Source organism: Lancefieldella sp. Marseille-Q7238 (genome assembly GCF_949152215.1).
Lineage (GTDB): Bacteria > Actinomycetota > Coriobacteriia > Coriobacteriales > Atopobiaceae > Lancefieldella.
Genome location: NZ_OX424407.1, coordinates 1,008,249 through 1,027,816, shown reverse-complemented (window position 1 = coordinate 1,027,816; position 19,568 = coordinate 1,008,249). Strand labels below are relative to the sequence as shown.

The window sequence follows — 19,568 nt, the reverse complement described above, 5'->3', positions numbered from 1 at the left end:
TTACTGATAAGAACAAGTGTTTGGGAGAATCAAATGGCAGCGATGATTGTAATTGTCATAAATCTATTAATACCACTCATTAAGTGGGGTTTTATAATTATGCTATTTCCCGTAACACTTCCTTGGCTTTTGTTTCGTAAATGGTGCCAGGCAAAATATCCAGAGATTTGGCAAGAGGACAACTAAAGGAGACAAGATGGTAGAGACAGAAGACCTTCCTTGGAGCTTCACGGTAACCTTTGATGAGAAAAAGGCTCAAAAGAACGGCTATACCACAGATGAGCTATACGACTATGTAAATGAAAGTATCTCCCAGTATGACGTAGAACGCCTTAGCTACAACAAATGGCATGCAAGATTAGGACAAGAAGATCAATTGTTCGCACAATATCGAGCTTTAGAGGAGCTCTCAAAAGATCCGGTGGTTATGAAAAATATCTCCTCAATAACATTCTTTGAGGAAGAACGAATACCTTTTGATCTTATAGAGATTCTTAGAAGACACAATCCAGAACGTATTTATGGCTAACTTTAACCCTATGGAAACTTCACGCAAAGCCTTCCATTTTGATCTTAATATTGAAAAGCTTAAATGCCACTATCCTGGAGACACTCCAAGCGCTTACAAACGCGCCTGGAGTGAAATAAGATCCTTTATGCAGGACAAGGGTTTTGTACATACACAGTATTCAGGATATGAGTCGCTAGACACCCTTGCTGTCTATGAGGCTGCCAAAGTAATTAAGGAATTACAGGAAAAATTTCCATGGTTTGTACAGTGTGCTCAAGCGGCTACCCTTACAAATATTGGGAAAACGCACGATGTTCTTAAACTTCTGAGAGAAGATGCACATTCTACCCAAATCTACCAAGAAAAACCTGTGCGAGTATCGTTAAGAGAAGAAGGAAAGAACATGAGAGCTGCTTCTAGAGGCATTAATGAAAAAGGTTCTCATACCTATATAAAATCTGAACAAAGTTTTGATTCACGAGATTAAATTTAGATAAGGCAACATAAAAATAGGGTGTTATCTAGAAAGATAACACCCAAAGAGGTATCGCAGTGACTAATTGCGATATATAGTAATTATACAGCAAAAATAAGGTCGCTCACAATATAAAACACAAGAAAAAACGGGAGATATCTCCTTTTTAGCATACTACCGTAATATGTTGGATTGTTCTTGTCGGACTCCACTTAGTCTTTTGGCGGCAGTAATACTTTGAGTACCTTCTTTATGCAGAGAGCTCCCATTTTTGTTGTTCTTAATAACCTGGGACGAAGAGGCGAATTTTCGGACAGCTTCACGTCTTGCTTGAAGAGCGTCAGAAAGCTCCTGAGCTGATACTGTTTCCGTTCCCTCATCGTCTACGATGAAATTCCCCTTTGATTTATTATCGTCTGCGCTATCAGGATGCTCCCAATGGCCACGCGACCAATGTAGTTTAACTTCCCAAGTTGCTCCATGAGAGTTTTGAGATGGCAGGATAACACTATAGTAACCAGGGTCATTTTCGTAAGACTTAAGCTGTGCTGGACTACAAAATAAAGCCATTCCAGAAGGGTTAAATCTACCCGTTAGTGTATCCATTTCAGGCATATGAGGAGGCAATTTGATAACTACTCGCTCTTCTCCTTCTTTTGTAGTGAAATGATGAAGGTAAGCGTATTTTTTAGGAATACTAAGTACGATCCCATTAAAGGTTCTATCGGAACTCTTTTCTTGTGTGCTCATGGTAATTCCTTTCTTCTTACTAGATCTATCCTCCCAAGATATCTTTTGCCCAAGCACCGCTTTTAATTAGGCCAATTAAAAGCACCACATCAACAGATAGCATCTTTAGTACCGTTATAAGAAAACCAGACGTATTTGACCAGGTAAACTCAGTTGACTGAGTTCCTACGATTGCCCCAAGAATAAAGGGAAAGGCCAGCAGAGTGAAGAGCATAATCGACCCTGCGAGCGCAACTGCTAAGAAGTTCTTAAAGAAGTTAACTCCCCATTGCCTTGTTTCATCAATCCCAAGAAAAGATGCTGGAAGTGGTGAGAAAGCCGCCATAACATAAAGTTGGATTGCTCGTGCATAGGAGAGTGCAAGCGCCACTACATAAGCACCCATAGCAATAACATAAGCGAAAATAGACATTAAAATTGCAGCAAAGAGATCAGCGTAAGAAACATCCGAATAGCTTTCGGGTTTTATTATCTTAAGTTCTGCGTCTGTACCTCCAGAACTGTATTTAAGAAATGCCTTACTAATGCCATTTACCAGCTGATATATACCCGCACAAAGTTCATCAATATGATTGATAAGCCATATAAATATAGCGATAGTTACAAATAAGGTTAGAATTTCTTTTATAGCCGGGAGTGTTCCGTTTGAATCCATTCGACCTGATATCTTGATGAGTTGAATTAATACTACAAATGTGAGTACACCACAGCCGATTGGCTTTACAATGCCATTTGAGATATCTGACGCGTACTGAAGTAGAGTAGATCCTCCTGAAGCGTTGCCAGCTAAGAGATTGTTCCAATCAGCCGTAAGTGGACTGGAAGCGCCCATTTCTTTTACCATTGAAAAGCAGCCTGTGAGGAGACCGTTTACACAGCCCGCGAGAAGCCCTTTAAACCAATTATCGATACTCTCGAGAACATCGTCCCATGGCCATGCCCACGCTACCGTAGGAAAACAGATAATACAAAATATGAATATAGCAATGAAGACGATAGCGAGAGATCTCAAGGTTCTGTTTCGTCTTTTTAAAATCCGGCGTTTCATTGTTGTGGCGTCCTCCCGTCAGTGAAGGAAATGGTGTTGTCGTTTCTGTTCCACATCAGCGTAAGTCGACTTGAGCGAACATCATTGAGATCAAATGTTAGTTGCACGATGTTCGTTTCGTAATTCCAGATAATTACGGGTTTGAGAGTAATTGAGGTTGTACTTGGATAGTTTTTACGAACTTGTTCATCTACTGCCTTTAGGATGACGTCGGTCTCATCTGCTCCGAGCTGATTCTTTATTTCATCAGAAATGCCCTCGACTGCAATATTTTCTTGTAATCTTTTTGCAGTAAATGACATTTTTGTTCCAAAGGCATCTGTTGTCATTACAAGGTCTATTCCATCCTCTTCTGAACGAGGAACCCTTTGAACTGAAATGAGTTTGGTAGCATCGTTCTCAAAAAGTATTGAAGCAGTGGTAGGAGCGGCATCATCAGAAGCTTGTGTAGTATCCCCGGAAATAGATGCTCCTGAAAGTGCAGAAAGAGCATAAGTTCCTGTTTTTTCTTCTACTCCGTTGCGAATAACGGTATAGTTGCCATCTTGAGAGAACTTAAGTGATACTGCACCATCTTGAGATACCCAAATATATGAGGCAAGACTTAAAGAAAACTCCTTCTCGTCCACTTTGTATCGTGAGATTAGTTCATTTTGCTTGGAGGTTAACTTTTCTTGCCCTTTTGAGGCTTCATCATTTTCTCTACTGGTACTTTGAGACTCTTCTAGATGATGTTTTGTGACTTGGTTACATCGAACAACAGAAAAGGCTATGAAGCCAGTAATGACTGCAACAAGAACTAAGACGGTTAGTCTATGTGAATGTAGATAGTCAGGTAAATACACAGAGTCTCCTTTCTATGAACTAAGATTAAGACCAAAAATCCATCCCCATTTAGGAGTAGCTGCGCCACCATAGCAGCTGAGCCATGATGAAAGGGGAGTATCGCGTACTTGTCCAAGCACATTTTCACGTACCGTATTGTTTCCTATATAAATGCAGACGTGGCCATAGCGCCGCGCATCAGCAGTACTGTTATGTGTTGGGACGGCAATAATCATTCCCGGTTTAAGATCTTCGAGGTTTGACGAATGACACCAGGCGTAATACATATCGCACGCATTGCCATATGGGCAAGAAAAGCCCGCTTTTGTCCATACTTGACTAACATACATGGCACAAAGCCCTGGACCTGGAGAAGGGGTGTTATAGGCAGCATTAATAATGGCTTTTTGACGACTACTTAAAGAACCATCTGATACAGTGCCAGATACACTAGTTGATGAGCGCCTAAAATCTTCTACAGTCATGGTATCAAAGCGTCTTAAATCATACTGATCCATAACTGATTTCAAGCTAGTTACATAAGCAGAAGATGTTGCCCAGCCTGCGGATTTTAAACCCTCTGCCATCTTGTCTGAATCGTGGTTAGCTATGGCTTGCATGATTGCTGGATTAGATGAATAACGAGAGGACTGAAGAAACACACGAGAACGGAAAATTATACAATCACGATGACTTTTAAAGCGGGTGAAAGAATCCATGATTGTTATTTGTTCTCCTCCATATTCCTCGCCAGTCTGCCAATTAGAATATCCAGCAACCTCTGGACAATCAGCAAAACTTCCAGCCCATTTCATTCCGAATAAATTAAAGTCACGGGTAGCAAGCCCAGACATATGATCTCCCAGCCCAGATTCCACAATAATTTGCGCTATGGTACATCCAGCGGGATGACCATATTTAGCCTGAGCTTCAAGTGCGGCTTCTACCATATCGGCAGTGATATAAGGTGGAAGGCCTTCAACTCCTTTTGTGGAATTTGAAGCATTCGCTCCAGCAAAACCTCCGAAGATAATGACAGCTGTGATGATAAAGAAAAAGACAACCATAACAGGCAAAGTCATTCCTCCGGCCGCAATTGCGCTAACGAAACTTCCCCCTCCTTTTGCTGTTGCTCTCACCTTTTTTATAGTCAGGATATCCGTCTTTGCATTAGCAACTTTATTTGTTGTTGAGACTGCTTTTGTTTTATTTGAAATTCTTGTAGTGGCGTGAATACGGCGTTGTTGGCTAAAGGCCTGATAGTTTTTATAGAAGCGTTTCATACGATGTGTTGTCTCGTAAAGCTTGTCAGCTTCGTCACACTCGTCAGACTGTGAGAATATATTGGCACCGATTTGACGTACAACCTGTCCAACACTTGGATCTTGTTGATGCATCTCGGAGAGTGCTTTGAGTCGTTGACCCTTGCTAGCGCTAAGCGCTACTACTATATCCTCACCATGTGCATCATAAGGTATGCCTTTTGATTTTGCGAGGTAGGAGGTCATACCTACAGCGCCTAAAAGTGAGTACGTTTGAGCTCCGGCATCCCCCTGACCTTCTTCTGCTCTTTGGGCGATACTAATTGCTCTAAGTTTTGCTCCCTCAGAAAGTACGCTCTTAAGAGGATCTTTAGGGCTCTGAGAAGCTTGCACAATACCTGCGCTTAATGCCGTAGTGCGACCAGAAAAAGTCAGATCTTTTGAGCGTTCTCTTCTTTCATCGCTTCCGGATACGAGAGATGATGATGAGACATTCAAAGTTGTTTTGATACCGTCAAAGTTAGCCATCATTGTCCCTTGCTGCCTCAAGAGCTGCTTTGCGGATTTCATCCTCTACATCATTAGGATCAGTGGAAAATATTTCGTAAAGGCTGTTATTTTTAGGAAAATCTCCAATTATGGGAACACGTGCACTACCGGCAATGAGAAGACCACTGCCCTTATCGCAAGTTTCATCTATAGTTCCTTCTTCTTGGGCAGAAAGCCCCAAAAGCTCAACCCACGCGCTACGGTCTATTGGGCTTTGTTTAAGAAGCATAATAAAGTCTGCGTTAAGAACGATGTTTCTTGCGGCCGGTTCTTCCAGCATAGATACGGCATTTTGTGTTATTCCAGTTAAAAGTCCGCCAAATTTACGAGCTTCGTTTGCAAAACGGCTGAAGTAATTAAGTACCGTTGGATATTTGAAAAGTGATTGAATCTCTTCAATGTAGATCCAGGTTCGCATCCCTTTCTCAAAATTACGGTACATTTGGTTACGCGTCGCTTCACATGCGTTAATTAATGTAAACACCAACATAGAGTCGGGAAGGTCTTTGATGTTAATATCAATTATCCTTCCAGACCAATCGACATTACTTGCATTATTAAAGAAAGACATAGGACCACGTACAAAACGTTCGTAACGCAAGGCAATAGTCTTTGCGCGTTCTTCAGGCTGCTCGAGAAGAATAGTGTAAAAGTCTTCCAACAGAGGTTCTTTATCGCCACGCTTTTTTGCATGAAGAAACGCCTGTTCAACTGCTCTTGTGATGATTGATTGTTCGCCTTCATCAAGGCCTTGTCCATTTTCTGCGGAGCTTGCGGCAGCCTGAGCAAGCATTGCATCAATCTTAAATGCGATTTGACTTTCTATACTTTGCCCATTAAGTGTCGATAGGTCGAATGGATTCAAACGGGTTGTAGAATCAACGGCAAATCGTATCTCTGTTCCTGCAAGATGCTCAGTGAGCATTCTGTATTCTCCTGCACGATCAAAAATGATCACTTGATCTCTAGGATTAGTAAGATAGGTACTCTCTATTTCCTGTTTTACAAAGAAACTTTTTCCAGAGCCAGTTTTACCACAGATGAACCCTACAGGTGAAGCAAGCTTCTTTCGGTTGCATATTACTAAGTTAGAGGAGTTTTTATTTTGCCCACAGTAATTTCCTCCGGACATGTCTAGTTCCTGAGTAGCAAACGGCATGAAAATAGCAACTTGAGCTGTTGTGAAATAGCGCGAGATAGTGACATCGTTTCTACCAAGCTGAAGAATGCTATTAAGTCCTTCTCTTTGTCGATAATCCAGAGTCTGTATCTCAATAGAGCTTCTTCTAGCTGTTGAGATTATTTGAATTACTCTGTCATCTAGCTCTGCCTTTGTGTCTGCGTAGGTATAGATGAGACCTGTAAACTGGAAAAGCCTTTGGTTTTTGTTTTGGAGATGGTCTAAGAGATCTTCGGCTTCTTCTTTTGAGTATTTAAGCTCTTGAGGAATGATAGTAAAGTCATATCCTTTTGAAAGTGCTCTTCGCTGTTCATCGATGATTTCTTTATCAATCCACGCACTTCTAAGTTTAACGAAATCTCGAGCCTTTCCTTTATCCATAGCCTGAACAAACCATGTTGCAGCCATAGGGATGGGTAAATCTACAATATCCGAAAGCGCCCGGTCATTTAGCTCAGATCCAAACCGTCTCATTACAAGTACTTGACACCATTTACCATCACTCTTAAAGCAGCTCATATCTCCTTCTGGTTTGAAGTCAAGAACGCTGGGAGCGATACAGTCTTTAGTGGTAAGTCCAGAAGTGAGATTAATGTCTTCGTCATAAGAGAAGGACAAACGCTGCTCAGGACATAGCAAAGAATGAACAAGCTGTAAGCGGCTTTCTCCGTCTAATTGGGTTGCAGAACATCCAATCTTTTGAAGCTCACTTGAGATGTCATTTCTAATTCTTGCAAGGGTCGAAACAGCAGCGTCAACTGAAGGAGCTGCTATGGAGTAGGTTATATAGCGTTCTCTGTGAATGTTACTAACCCCTTCACGCATCTTATCGTTAAGTATGGAATTGAATACCTTTGCATCCTTAGCGGCAATATCGTCGTTATTCTTATCTTCAATATCAAAGAAATTACGGTTTCCTATGTCCTCACGTAAAAGGGGCGTATTAACTACACCGATTTGAACGAGCGTTTCTGCACCAAAGTAATCCATCATCCCAGACCAAATATTAAAAACATCTTTTTGACGATCTTCTCTAGCTGATTGATAGCTAATATCCGGAAAAGCTAACGTTTGAGAATAGAGGCCATCTTCAAGCTCGCATATGCCATCTTTATACATACGGTTATAGCCAATGTAAGAGAGGACATCTTTAGCGTGACAACGTGCTTCACGTTTTGCTTTTGTCTTTTTAGTTAATTCTTTGTCGCGTTCTTTGAGCTGCTGAGCAATTGTTTTTTTCTTAGTAATCTTTTTCTCTGCTTTTTTCTCACGTTTAATTTTTGCGAGGAAGCTTTTAAACTCTCGCTTTGCATCTTTTAGTTCTTTGGAAGAAAGCTTTTCTCCTAGCATAGCCTTCATGCCAGGCAATGATGCGGCAAAGCCTTTAATGGCACTCATATCATTTGTTGGATGAGCTTCTTTGAGCTCTTTGGAAGAACTCATATATTCTCCTTCCCTAAATTGATATGTTTTTCTGGTTCATATGCCTCAATGGCACGCAAGCGAATTATTCTTCGGTAGTCTTTAGAGATTCTTGTGCGTTCTTTTTTGGCAGTGGAAAAGGCTCTATATGGTGTACTAATCAAATGAAGGCGATTGTTCGAGAAGTTGTGTATCAACCACAGCGGTATAAACTTTTCAGCCTTCATACCCTTAGGTCTCCAGAAACCGGCCATCCATATAGGAAGAGCTACTGTAAAAATTGCATACATAGAATAATCTGTGGAAATACCTAAGATAAACCATGAGTATGCCCCTATAGTAAGAGCTGATATCAATGCGAGAGCGGTACATACGAGAGAGCGTATAGTAAGTTTTCCTACTATTTTTGGTTCATACTCACCAATGTCTTTATGAACAGCGACGCTTAGCATCTTAGCCCATCCAAGAGGTGTCAAGTGAGCCAAACCAAACTCCAGCAGCAGCAACGATTGCGCCTCCAGCAATCATTGCTATAGCTCCTGCAAGTTGGCCACCACCTCCAGTAGAGCCATCTTTAATTGCAAGCCCAAGCTGAATAAGTCCAAAGATTGAAACGGCGGCACCTAGGAATGTCACGCCTCCTGAAAGAAGGTTCAAAATCTTAGTTAGAGATTGCACTCCAGTCATAATTAATTTCTCCTATCATCGTTGAATGTCTGTTTGCATGGTCTGCTACTATGTCTTGCGAGGGTCTTTGCGACCTTCTCTTGATATTGGTGGCGGTATCTAAAAGTCGAGTGGAGTCGATGTTTGGATCTTTAGGCACATTGCGTGCACCGCCGCCCATCTTAATTCCCTTCTTTATTAGCCTCCTTTCTGTATTGATTGAAATCAAAAGGACAGTCGTAAACTGCACCTTTATGTCCAGGATCGATAAAACGGTAACGTTTGTGTCGCTCAAGAGGATATTTTTTATCTTTTAAAGGGTCAGTTCCTGCTATCAGGACAAGTGCCTGGTCGCGTGGAAGCTTTCCTACTTCAGCAGCGTCCATAAGAGCTCTCGACTGCCGTTGAAAGTTCTTTGTATGACTGGATTGTTTTCCATATGATTGGTTAAAGGTAAGCTGATCAATAGTCTGTTGTCCCATTGCATCAGAAAGTGCCTTATTTGTTTCGTTGCTTTTTCCGCCCAAAAAAAGCAAAGTGTCACAGCAATCTTGGATAACCTTTGATGTTGCTTCGTCATAGCGCGCAGAAAGCTGTGAGAGAGATTGTAGGAGAATCATAATGAAAATATTCCTACTGCGTGCAACTGCAATAGTGCGGTCAATGTCCGGTAAAGTTCCAATATTGGCAAACTCATCGAGAATAAATTGAACCGGTTGTGGCAGACGGCCATTATAGATATCTAAGGCGCGGTCACATAAAATATTAACGGCTTGCCATACTAAAATCGCAGTAATAAAGGAAAAGGTTCTATCAGTATCTGAGGTAATGACATATAAAATTGTCTTTTGATCGGCATCTCCTAGATGATCAAGATAAAGCTCGTCTGATCCTCCAAGCATTTCTTGAAGCTCAGAGATGTCTAGTGCTTCAAGTCTTGCTAAGCAAGAAATAATAATTGACTTGAGCGTTTTTCCAGCACCGGTTTTGAATTCTTTGTATTTTGCCAATGCAAAATCCTGGTCTGGCCGAAGGCCGCCAGTTTCACCTGGTTTTACACCTGTTCGATTATTTACGAGTAGACTTGGCTGCCAAGACCAGGATTCACAACAAGAAGACGGACGAAGACCACGATGCTTTTCGTCATAAGTGTCTTCGTTTTCTTTCGTGGATGTCATGACATAACGTTTGCCTGTTTCAATCTGTTGAAAGAGAAGATCTAGAGGACTTTTAAAATCTTCATCATCTTCTTTTACTTGAGCAAGAGATAGAAGGTAGACAAGGGAGGGGAGATTATAGTCTTCTTCAGGCATCCAATCTCGTAAAAACGCTATAAGTGAGTGGTATAAAAGGCGCTCGGCTTTATCCCAGAATGGGTCTCCTGTAGAATTCTTTTTACCTTCGGTATTGTTCATAAGGCAAGTTGTAAAGGATAGGATTTGAGCGTCCGTTCGCACATAATGCAATGGGTTGTATTTATTGGATTGTGAAAAATTTCTCGTATTAATGGATCGAATGTTGTAACCCTCTCTTGCAAAAAGATGGCCGGTTTCTAAAAGTCCTGTTCCCTTGGGGTCAAATACCACATACGATGAGTTCAGCTGTAGTAAATTTGGTTTTACAACATAACGTGTTTTGCCTGAGCCCGAACCTCCAACAACTAAAACATTGAGGTTTCTGTCATGCTGAAGGTCAAATTTTTTCCTATGTATACGAAGGCCAAAGTGTTGTGTTAAGAGGACATTATTGTCAGCATTTTTTGTATCCATAAAAGCTTTGCCTTGAGCAATAGACCCCCATTTTGCGCTGCCGTGCTCTTCTCCATGGCGAAAGCTCTTTGGGCGTGAAAGACAGATTCCAAAAACCATCCAGATAGTTAAAAATCCAATACTTGCTCCGCTTAAAGCAAATGGGGAGGTATCAAATAAGATAGGTGAGGATAGAAGTTCTGGAATTATTTGCTCATAGGCAAAAAGAAGACCATCAAAGAGCTTCGTTTGCATGGCCACAAGTGCTCCAAGCCTCATTCCAAAATAGGCTGCAACAAGAGAGATAACAAATGTTATTAAGATGGCCTTCTTCACGATTCTTCCTATCTTGTTATTTTTTGCTCTTGTGCTCGATGGAAAGAACGGATTTTGAGTGTAGATGCTTCTCCATCAAGGTTGGCAGAAGCCTTCCTACACCTTTCTCCTTCGGTATGTAAACGAGGACTTCTTTCTCTTGCTCGGATGGATTTTCTTATTTCGCCACTTATAGGCAGACGATCAAAATCTTCTTGGCGAATAACTACGGTGTTATCTGTTGCATGAGCTTCGATTCCGTATTCGGCTGAAAGTCGGCAAAATTCAATGGCTTCATTTGAGCTTTTAAAATCAATCTTTTCAATTAAACTATTTCTGGTATTAACAGAAACTTTATGTTGCTCAAATTCTTCGTTGTCGAAACGCTGCACAACAGCTCTTGCTATCTTCCCGGAACGAAGTTCTTGTAACATTTGGCGACCTACATCTTCTCCAAAATCAGACATGCTATGACACCTCCTCATTGAGGCTAAGTTCATACGCATCAAGACGCTTTTTTAAATGCGCAGCCATAATTTCGCCTTTGTTTTTTGCGTCTTGTTTCTCTTCTTCTGACAGTTGTTTACTAATCATCTTTTTCCCGAATTGAATCATGTGGTTTGTATATCTTTTTGTGAGAGCAGCATATGACGGGTCTTTTGCCATAAGTTCTCTGGATAACTTGTCTCTTCTTTCCTTCTCAGCTTGTTCTTTAGTAATTTGCACAAGAATTGGGTGAGTTTTTGCTTTCTTGCCTGCATACCACAAAAGACCATCGGATTCATGAAGCCAATCGCTTAGTTGCTTTGCATATCTGGGCGTTTCGTTTCGCATTCGGTATTCTTGAGCATATTTTTTGTATGCCCACTCGATTTGTTCAGGGGTGTAGCCATTTCTGAGACGGTTTTCATATTCTTTTTTAGTATGGTCAACATCTTGTGTACGAACAGGTTTGATGGAAAGTTCACAAAGTTTTTCAAACTCCCTCATCATGGGAGCTTGCTGAGATGATAAATTTTTAGCGTTTGATGGAGGGGGTAAGGGGGAGGAAGATTCTTTTAGTACTTTATTCTCTTTAGTATTTATTTGTGTCGGATTATCCGTATCTGGATTAACCATATCCGGATTTTCCCGATATGGACGTTTAACTGCTGGTTTTTTCTTTAAATTTGTTTTTTCTATCTGTGGAGCATCATAGATATGATAGATGGTTCGACCAAGACGACCGTTTTGTTTTCTACCTCGTTCTCTTAGCAAATATCCATGATTTTCAAGTTCAGCAAGGATTGCATAAAGTGCATCTTTAGATTGTCCATGGATGGGAGTTGTTTTTCCATTAGCATCAATTGGATTGATTATTTTGAGTAGGCCAGCGATAGAGTAGTCCCAGTTATCTGGAAGAGATAACATTGTACAAAGAAGTCCTTTTGCCCTGAGAGATAGGTTTCGATCGCGAAATACGTTATTAGAGATGATTGAAAAGCCGATAGAGCGGCTATGAATTTTTACCTCAGGAACAGTAGTCATGTGATACCTCTCGTTTGGATGTATCACTTCAAGCTTTAATTCGCAATTCTTAAAACAAATCGAAAAAAGTGTTGACCCTGTGAAAGCTGCGTTGTATTATTGCTTCCTGCGTTGGGCCTGTAGCTCAGTTGGTCAGAGCGTCCGGCTGATAACCGGGAGGTCACAAGTTCGAACCTTGTCAGGCCCACCACTTTCTTGACAATAGTCACCCCAGCGATAGCCGAGTCGCCGCTGGGGTGATTATTAAAAGCGCCTGAGGTGTGTTTAGGCGTATCTGTACGGGGAATTAGCTCAGCTGGGAGAGCGCGGGCTTTGCAAGCCTGAGGTCAGGGGTTCGATCCCCCTATTCTCCACCAAACATTCAGGTCAGAGGCGTGCGTCTCTGACCTTTTTACTGTCGAAAAAATTCAAAGCGGATACCGCAAGGCGTTAATATTGTCCGCTTGGCGAAAAGTCGCAACATTTCACAAAAAAGTGAGTAGGATTTTACTAAGAGTACGTTCTTTTCATTGGAGCTGTGGATACCCACAAAAGAGAAAAGAGTTCTTATGACTAACCTTACTCGTCGCGGCTTTTTTGGCATGAGCGCGATTGCGGCCGGCCTAGGTCTTGCAGCGTGCAACAATTCAGACAAAAAAGACGATTCCGACAAGAGCGGTGACTCAAAAGGCGCGGCCGACGTCAACTCTATTGAGACTGTTGGCGCTTCTGAAGAGCTGGTAAAAGCCGCTAAAGAAGAGGGCAAGCTGGTAGTGTATGGCTCCTGTGAAGAGGAGTATATGAATGCCGTGTGCAACAACTTTAAAAAGCTGTATGGCATTGAGGTTCAGGCGCAGCGTCTGTCCACCGGTGAAGTTGCCGCAAAGATTGAGGAAGAAAACGGACATCCGTCTGCTGACGTGTGGTTCGGTGGCACAACTGATCCCTATAATGTGACATCCGCAAAAGGCCTGCTTGAGCAGTATGAGCCAAAGAACGCGTCCCACTTGATTTCTGATAAGTTCAAGAGCACGAATAACGATTGGTATGGCATTTACAAGGGCATCTTGGGTATTATGTACGATAAGAACGAGCTTGAGCGTCTCAAGGTTGATCCTCCGCAGGACTACAAGGACCTCACTGACGCTAAGTATAAGGGTCTTATCTGGTCGTCCAACTACAATACCGCCGGTACTGCGAAGCTGATTATCAATACCGTTATTCAGAAGTATGGTCACGACCAGGGCGTGCAGTATCTTGTTGATCTCGATAAAAACATCGCCCAATATACCAAGAGCGGCTCTGGCCCCTCTAAGGCCATTGGCACTGGCGAGTGCGTTATCGGCATCGGCATGCTCCACGACGGTATCTACCAGATTGTTGACCAGGAGCATGACAACATCGGTCTTCAGATTCCAAGTTCAGGCGCATCCTATGAGGTTGGTGCAACAGCGATCTTCAAGGGAGCGGAGCACGCCAATGCGGCAAAGCTTTGGGTTGAATACGCCCTGTCTCCCGCCTGCGTGAACCTCGCTCAGGAGAACGGTTCCTATCAGTTCCTGGTGATTGATAACGCTCAGCAGCCAAAGATTGCCGAGGAGTACGGTCTGGATCCGAACAACGTTATGGATTACAACTTTGAGGACGCGAAGAAGAATACCGAGCAGTACGTTAAAGATGTAATGACAGCCCTGGGCGGCGGAGACAACCGCTTTAAGACAGAATAATACGTATAAGGTATGGCGACAGTAGAGCATCTGTAGGTTTCTAACGCATGCTGGGTAGACAGATTTCTGTCTACCCGGTTTTGCGTACAGGTTTTGAATAGAACATACAGTGCGATGGAGTTAGGAACCGGTATGGCAAAGACTCAAAGCGCGCGGCTTGAAAGAAAGAAGCTGCTGGGCGACCCGATTTTGGTATCGACCATTGTCGTGCTCATCGCATTTCTCACCCTCTTTATCCTGTATCCCTTGGCCATTCTTTTGGTTGACTCCGTTGTATCGGATAAGGGATTTACATTTGACGTGTTTACGCGCGTATTGGCGATGCCCACATTTATCAACGCCATTACTAATACGCTGAGGGTCGGTTTTGCCGTAGGTATCCTGTCCGCGCTTGTAGGACTCCTTTTCGCCTATGTTGAGGTGTATGTAAAGCTCCGCACACGCGTTATGACGGGGCTGTTCCGTGTGGTGTCCATGCTTCCGGTAGTCTCTCCTCCCTTTGTGCTGTCGCTTTCCATGATTATGATGTTTGGCAAAAAAGGCCTTATCACCCGTGGTCTCTTGGGAATTTTTGACAACAATATCTACGGGTTCTGGGGTATTTTCATTGTACAGGCCATGACCTTTTTCCCCGTGTGTTACATGATGCTCAGAGGACTACTCAAAAATATTGACCCGTCCCTGGAAGAGGCCGCGCGCGATATGGGCGCCAGCCGCTGGAAAGTGTTTACCAGCGTTACGCTGCCGCTTATTTTACCCGGATTAGGTAACGCGTTTCTCGTGTCATTTATCGAGTCGATTGCCGACTTTGCAAACCCCATGATTATCGGCGGTTCGTACGACACTCTGGCAACAACTATCTACCTGCAGATTACCGGCGCCTATGACAAGCAGGGAGCGGCTGCTATGGCAGTTATCCTGCTTTCGATTACCCTGCTCATGTTTGCGGTACAAAAGTTTGTGCTGGAGGCGAAAAGTACCTCGACGCTGTCGGGAAAGGCGACGCGTGCACGTATGCTTATTACCGACAATTCAGTTCGCATTCCACTTTCCATTCTTTGTGCAGCGGTTGCCCTCTTTGTCGTAGGTATGTACCTGTGTGTTCCCTACGGATCATTTGTCCGCTCCTGGGGTTCCAACTATGAGCTTACGACAAAATGGTTTACACAGGTCTTCACTAAGTATCACGGTCTGCAGGCCTTCCACGACTCATTCATGTTGTCACTCATCGCGGCGCCCATCACCGCTCTTCTCTCGATGATTATCTCGTATCTGGTGGTAAAGAGGCGCTTCAGGTTCCGCGGTTTTATCGAGGCCGTTTCTATGCTTGCCATGGCTGTTCCCGGTACGGTTTTGGGTGTCGGCTACATCCGAGGTTTTTCCAGCGGCGTTATGCATACCGGCTTTTTGCAGGGTCTCTACGGTACGGGCATTATTCTAATCATCGTATTTGTAGTGCGCTCGCTTCCTACGGGCACACGCTCGGGCATTTCGGCGCTGCGCCAGATTGACAAGTCCATCGAGGAGTCTGCTTACGATATGGGCGCAGACAGCTTTACCGTGTTCATGACGGTTACCCTGCCACTTATTAAGGATTCGTTCCTTTCAGGCCTTGTTACGGCGTTCGTGCGTTCCATTACGGCAATTTCCGCCGTTATTTTGCTGGTAACCCCGCAGTATCTGCTTATTACCGTTCAAATCAATGAATTTGCGGGCAAAGGATCGTATGGCATGGCGTGCGCCTTTGCGACAATCCTGATTGTTATTACCTACGGTTCGGTTTTGCTGATGAACTGGGCTATAAAGCACTTTGGAACTAGCCGCGCGCTCAAGGAGGAGTAGCTCATGGCAATAGAGAAAAAAGGCATCCGCCTCGAACATCTTTCCAAAATCTACCAAGACCAAAAGACTGGCAAAGACTTCTACGCCGTGCAAGACGCCAATATTACCATCGCTCCCGGCGAGTTTGTAACGCTGCTTGGACCTTCAGGCTGTGGCAAAACCACTATTTTGCGTATGATTGCCGGTTTTGAGAGTCCCGATGAGGGAAAGATTTTCCTCGGCGACGAGCAAATCGACGAACTGACGCCCAACAAGCGCGACACCGCCATGGTATTTCAGAGCTACGCCCTGCTGCCGCACTATAACATTTTTGATAATGTCGCCTACGGACTCAAGCTCCGTAAGATGGATAAGGCTACTATTCGCGAGAAGGTCCTGCACATTCTTGCGCTTGTCGGACTTGAAGGCATGGAAGAGCGCATGACCAACCAGCTTTCCGGCGGTCAGCAGCAGCGCGTTGCCTTGGCTCGCGCCCTTGTCATAGAGCCCAGCGTATTGCTCTTTGACGAGCCGCTCTCCAATCTTGACGCGAAGTTGCGCGTGGATATGCGCAATGAGATTCGCCGGATACAGCAAGAGGCGGGCATCACTGCTATCTACGTGACGCACGACCAGTCCGAGGCAATGGCGCTTTCGGATAACATCATCATCATGAAGAAGGGTGTTGTCGACCAGATTGGCGATCCGCAGACGGTATACTATCACCCAATCGATGAATTTGTCGCCGACTTTATTGGCGAGTCAAACTTTTTGCACGCGGCGATTACGAAAAAGACCGACGCCGACACGGCTTTGTGTGAGTTTGAGGGCCACAACTTTGAGGTAAGCGGATGCTCTCACCTGAAGGAAGGGGACAGCTGCTGCATCGTTTTGCGGCCCGAGTCAGCAAGGCTTGCCGATGAAGGCGTCTTGGCGTGTGATGTGGTACTTTCCCGCTTTATGGGTCATTACCAGAATTACCAGGTCATGGTTGGCGACACGCTTGTGAAAATTACCGACTTCAACCCCCGCACACATAAGATTTATAACGTGGGAGACCATGCTTACGTCAACTTCACCAGGGATGAAGTGCATGTTTTGTAGTGGAGCGTACAGGAGGAGGCATCGTGCCTAGTCGTGAGCACAAGGTGAACAAGCGCCGAGATGGCGTCTCGCCCGAACTTGACGAGCTCTCTTCTGCGTTGATGGGCGATGCTTTTGACGTGCTCGCCGAAGGTGGGACGCTTAACGTAGTGCTGGCGGTTGAAGACGACAAGGGCACGGTGGCCAGCTATGAGTTTTCTGACGATGGCCCTGAAGAGCTTTTAGAGGGAGCGCGAAAGCGAGTGTTGACTTTGGCGCGGCACGCGGGTGATGTGGAGCAAAATCTCGGTATGCCCGTGAGATACGCGCTTGTCTATGAAGGCGCCGTTGCCGATGAACATGGCACCTACAACGATGCGGTGCTCCTTGAATTTGGTGAGAGGAATTACCGAAGTTATTCAGCGTTTTCGCTGGTGGAAGGTAAGGGAAAAGGGGACGCCTTCACATGGACAGATCCTGCTCCGGCAGGGGAGCTTGAGCCCCTCCTATAAGAATGCGGTGCTGCTATCCACACCGTTGCTTGTACCTACGCCACGCCGCGGTAAGCGCTTCGCCCACACCCACGCCACACCGATGCCAGCACCTCGCCCACGTCCATGCCACGCCGATACCCGCGCCAATTCCGTGTAAATTACTGCGTATCGAAAATAAACTCTGTATTTATCGGCGATTTTGGACTAAAGTACCAAAGCTAACCGTTTAAAAAAGCCGTGCGCGGCGGTACTTCTTGCTACGCGTACGGACAGGGAGAAATGAAGCCTATGCGTCAGGAAAAGATTAGAAATATCGCCATTATCGCCCACGTCGACCACGGCAAGACCACGCTCGTTGACCAAATGCTGAAAGCCACGGACGCGTTCCGTGAAAATCAGCAGGTTCAGGAGCGTATTCTTGACTCAAATGATCAGGAGCGCGAGCGTGGTATCACCATTCTGGCCAAAAATATTTCGATTGAATATGACGGCGTTAAGATTAATGTAATCGACACGCCTGGCCACGCGGATTTTGGCGGCGAAGTCGAGCGTGTGCTTAAAATGGCCGACGGCGCGCTTTTGCTAGTTGACGCAGCTGAGGGCCCTATGCCGCAGACACGCTTTGTTCTGCGCCACGCCATTGATGCAGGTCTTTCTATCATGATGGTGGTGAACAAGATTGATCGCGATGGTGCCCGCCCGGAAGAAGTAGTGAATGACGCCCTCGATTTGATGATGGATCTTGGCGCCACTGATGAGCAGCTTGAGTTTACGATGGAACACGTGGTTTTTGCTTCCGCGGTAAATGGATATGCTCGGCTTAAGCCGGAAGACGACAATGACAACATGCTGCCGCTTTTGGACATGATTGTTGAGGGCTTGCCTGCTCCTGATGTGGACATTGAAGGTCCTTTGGCCATGCAGTGTGTGACCATCGATCACTCAGAGTATGTCGGCAGAATTGGTATTGGGCGCGTGTATTCGGGCACCATCCATACGGGCGATAAGATTCTCGTGGTAAAAAATGACGGATCTCGTGCTATGAGTCAGGTAAAACAGCTCTTTACCTTTGATTATTTGGGACGCAAAGAGACGTCTGAGGTTGCCGCTGGCGATATTGGAGCCGTTGTAGGCATTGAATCGACTGATATTGGCGATGTATATACTGATCCTGAAAATCCCGTTGAGCTTGATCCTATCGAGATTGATCCTCCCACGCTATCCATCATTTTTGAGCCCTCAAGTTCGCCTTTAGTGGGTCGTGAAGGAGACATTGTAGGAGGCCGTCAGCTCAAAGAGCGCTTGATGACCGAAGCGGAAAACAATGTCACCATGCATATCGAGGAGCTTCCCGATAAGACGGGCATTGAGGTTTCCGGCCGCGGTATTTTGCACCTTTCCGTCCTTATGGAGGATATGCGCCGCGAGGGCTTTGAGTTTCAGGTAGGGCGTCCGCGTGTTCTTTTTAAGAAGGACGCTCAAGGACACAAGGTTGAGCCCATTGAGCAGGCCGTTGTCGAGTGCCCCGGTGAGTATTCCGGTAAAGTCATTGAGGTCTTTGGCAACGCGGGCGGCACCATGGTCAGCATGAATACTGGCGCAACGCAGACGCACCTTGAGTTCAAGATTCCTACACGCGGCATTATGGGCCTCAAAACGCGCGTCCTCAATGTAACCCATGGTGACGCTGTTTTCTATCATACTTTCCTGGAGTATGGTCCTTTCGCTGGCGATATTGGCGGCAGGCAAAATGGCGCTATGATATCAATGTCTACCGAGAAGGCCGTTGCCTATGCCTTGGGTACGCTGCAGGAACGCGGACAGCTCTTTGTCGCTCCGGGCACTGAGTGCTATGAGGGAATGCTGGTAGGAGAGCGCTCAAAGCCTGGCGACATGGTAGTCAACATTGCTCGCACCAAAAATTTAGGTAATCAGCGTTCGGCAACGGCGGATATCTCCGTGCAGCTGACGCCTCCACGTACGTTTACGCTGGAAGAGGCGCTGGAATATATTATGGATGACGAGCTGGTTGAGGTTACGCCGCAAAACATCCGCATGCGTAAGCGTATTCTGTCCGGTACCGAGCGCCGCAAGTGGGCAGTGCGAAACGGTATGGTCAAGAAATAGAACCAAGTAAGCAAGAAGTGCTTTCAGGCGATTGAGAAACAGCGGCCTTCAGAAGAGCG

16 protein-coding genes and 2 tRNA genes are annotated in these 19,568 nt (G+C 44.8%); 9 read left to right on the top strand and 9 right to left on the bottom strand.

All coding sequences use genetic code 11. From position 1 onward, the window contains the following. Positions 1-196 precede the first annotated feature (196 nt). Together QM016_RS04640 and QM016_RS04635 are read left to right on the top strand one after the other, a co-directional pair. On the top strand, positions 197-529 hold the full coding sequence (locus QM016_RS04640) for a hypothetical protein (RefSeq protein WP_282709754.1): 333 nt from the start codon (positions 197-199) through the stop codon (positions 527-529). Next, positions 522-998 (top strand): hypothetical protein, encoded by a 477-nt coding sequence (locus QM016_RS04635; protein ID WP_282709755.1) that lies wholly within the window; start codon positions 522-524, stop codon positions 996-998. The genes QM016_RS04640 and QM016_RS04635 overlap by 8 nt, the downstream gene beginning before the upstream one ends. Before the next feature lie 162 nt (positions 999-1,160). On the opposite strand, the gene QM016_RS04630 is transcribed toward QM016_RS04635, so the two are convergent. The 9 genes from QM016_RS04630 to QM016_RS04590 form a co-directional block, all read right to left on the bottom strand. Continuing rightward, positions 1,161-1,736 carry a hypothetical protein gene (locus QM016_RS04630; protein WP_282709756.1) on the bottom strand — a complete coding sequence of 192 codons (576 nt, stop codon included), beginning with the start codon at positions 1,734-1,736 and terminating at the stop codon, positions 1,161-1,163. A gap of 25 nt (positions 1,737-1,761) precedes the next feature. Beyond that, the gene (locus QM016_RS04625) at positions 1,762-2,784 is read right to left on the bottom strand and encodes a hypothetical protein (protein ID WP_282709757.1); all 1,023 of its coding nucleotides are present in this window, start codon (positions 2,782-2,784) and stop codon (positions 1,762-1,764) included. Then, the gene (locus QM016_RS04620) at positions 2,781-3,629 is read right to left on the bottom strand and encodes a hypothetical protein (RefSeq protein ID WP_282709758.1); all 849 of its coding nucleotides are present in this window, start codon (positions 3,627-3,629) and stop codon (positions 2,781-2,783) included. Before QM016_RS04620 ends, QM016_RS04625 begins: the two co-directional genes overlap by 4 nt. A 12-nt stretch (positions 3,630-3,641) precedes the next feature. Next, positions 3,642-5,399 carry a glucosaminidase domain-containing protein gene (locus tag QM016_RS04615; RefSeq protein WP_282709759.1) on the bottom strand — a complete coding sequence of 586 codons (1,758 nt, stop codon included), beginning with the start codon at positions 5,397-5,399 and terminating at the stop codon, positions 3,642-3,644. Further along, entirely contained in the window at positions 5,392-8,043 is a 2,652-nt protein-coding gene (locus QM016_RS04610) for a VirB4-like conjugal transfer ATPase, CD1110 family (protein ID WP_282709760.1), read from the bottom strand. Before QM016_RS04610 ends, QM016_RS04615 begins: the two co-directional genes overlap by 8 nt. A 432-nt stretch (positions 8,044-8,475) precedes the next feature. Then, a complete protein-coding gene (locus tag QM016_RS04605) occupies positions 8,476-8,709 on the bottom strand; it encodes a hypothetical protein (protein WP_282709761.1) in 234 nt (77 codons plus the stop codon). A gap of 161 nt (positions 8,710-8,870) precedes the next feature. Continuing rightward, positions 8,871-10,772 carry a VirD4-like conjugal transfer protein, CD1115 family gene (locus QM016_RS04600; protein WP_282709762.1) on the bottom strand — a complete coding sequence of 634 codons (1,902 nt, stop codon included), beginning with the start codon at positions 10,770-10,772 and terminating at the stop codon, positions 8,871-8,873. 8 nt (positions 10,773-10,780) lie between these two features. Continuing rightward, positions 10,781-11,218, bottom strand: coding sequence for a hypothetical protein (locus tag QM016_RS04595; protein WP_282709763.1), 438 nt, complete (start codon positions 11,216-11,218; stop codon positions 10,781-10,783). 1 nt (position 11,219) lies between these two features. Then, the gene (locus tag QM016_RS04590; RefSeq protein WP_282709764.1) at positions 11,220-12,278 is read right to left on the bottom strand and encodes a hypothetical protein; all 1,059 of its coding nucleotides are present in this window, start codon (positions 12,276-12,278) and stop codon (positions 11,220-11,222) included. Between the two features lie 113 nt (positions 12,279-12,391). Between QM016_RS04590 and QM016_RS04585 the strand changes: the two genes are divergently transcribed. From QM016_RS04585 to typA, 7 genes are all read left to right on the top strand, one after another. Next, positions 12,392-12,468, top strand: a tRNA-Ile gene (locus QM016_RS04585). Positions 12,469-12,558: 90 nt separating this feature from the next. After that, positions 12,559-12,634, top strand: a tRNA-Ala gene (locus QM016_RS04580). A 192-nt stretch (positions 12,635-12,826) separates the two neighbouring features. Next, on the top strand, positions 12,827-13,984 hold the full coding sequence (locus tag QM016_RS04575; RefSeq protein ID WP_016477670.1) for an ABC transporter substrate-binding protein: 1,158 nt from the start codon (positions 12,827-12,829) through the stop codon (positions 13,982-13,984). Between the two features lie 132 nt (positions 13,985-14,116). Next, positions 14,117-15,826, top strand: coding sequence for an iron ABC transporter permease (locus QM016_RS04570; RefSeq protein ID WP_016477671.1), 1,710 nt, complete (start codon positions 14,117-14,119; stop codon positions 15,824-15,826). A 3-nt stretch (positions 15,827-15,829) separates the two neighbouring features. Further along, positions 15,830-16,909, top strand: a complete 1,080-nt coding sequence (locus tag QM016_RS04565; RefSeq protein WP_282710486.1) for an ABC transporter ATP-binding protein — start codon at positions 15,830-15,832, stop codon at positions 16,907-16,909. Between the two features lie 23 nt (positions 16,910-16,932). Continuing rightward, the gene (locus tag QM016_RS04560; RefSeq protein ID WP_282710483.1) at positions 16,933-17,400 is read left to right on the top strand and encodes a hypothetical protein; all 468 of its coding nucleotides are present in this window, start codon (positions 16,933-16,935) and stop codon (positions 17,398-17,400) included. 270 nt (positions 17,401-17,670) lie between these two features. After that, the gene (gene typA, locus QM016_RS04555) at positions 17,671-19,509 is read left to right on the top strand and encodes a translational GTPase TypA (RefSeq protein WP_282710481.1); all 1,839 of its coding nucleotides are present in this window, start codon (positions 17,671-17,673) and stop codon (positions 19,507-19,509) included. Positions 19,510-19,568 lie beyond the last annotated feature (59 nt).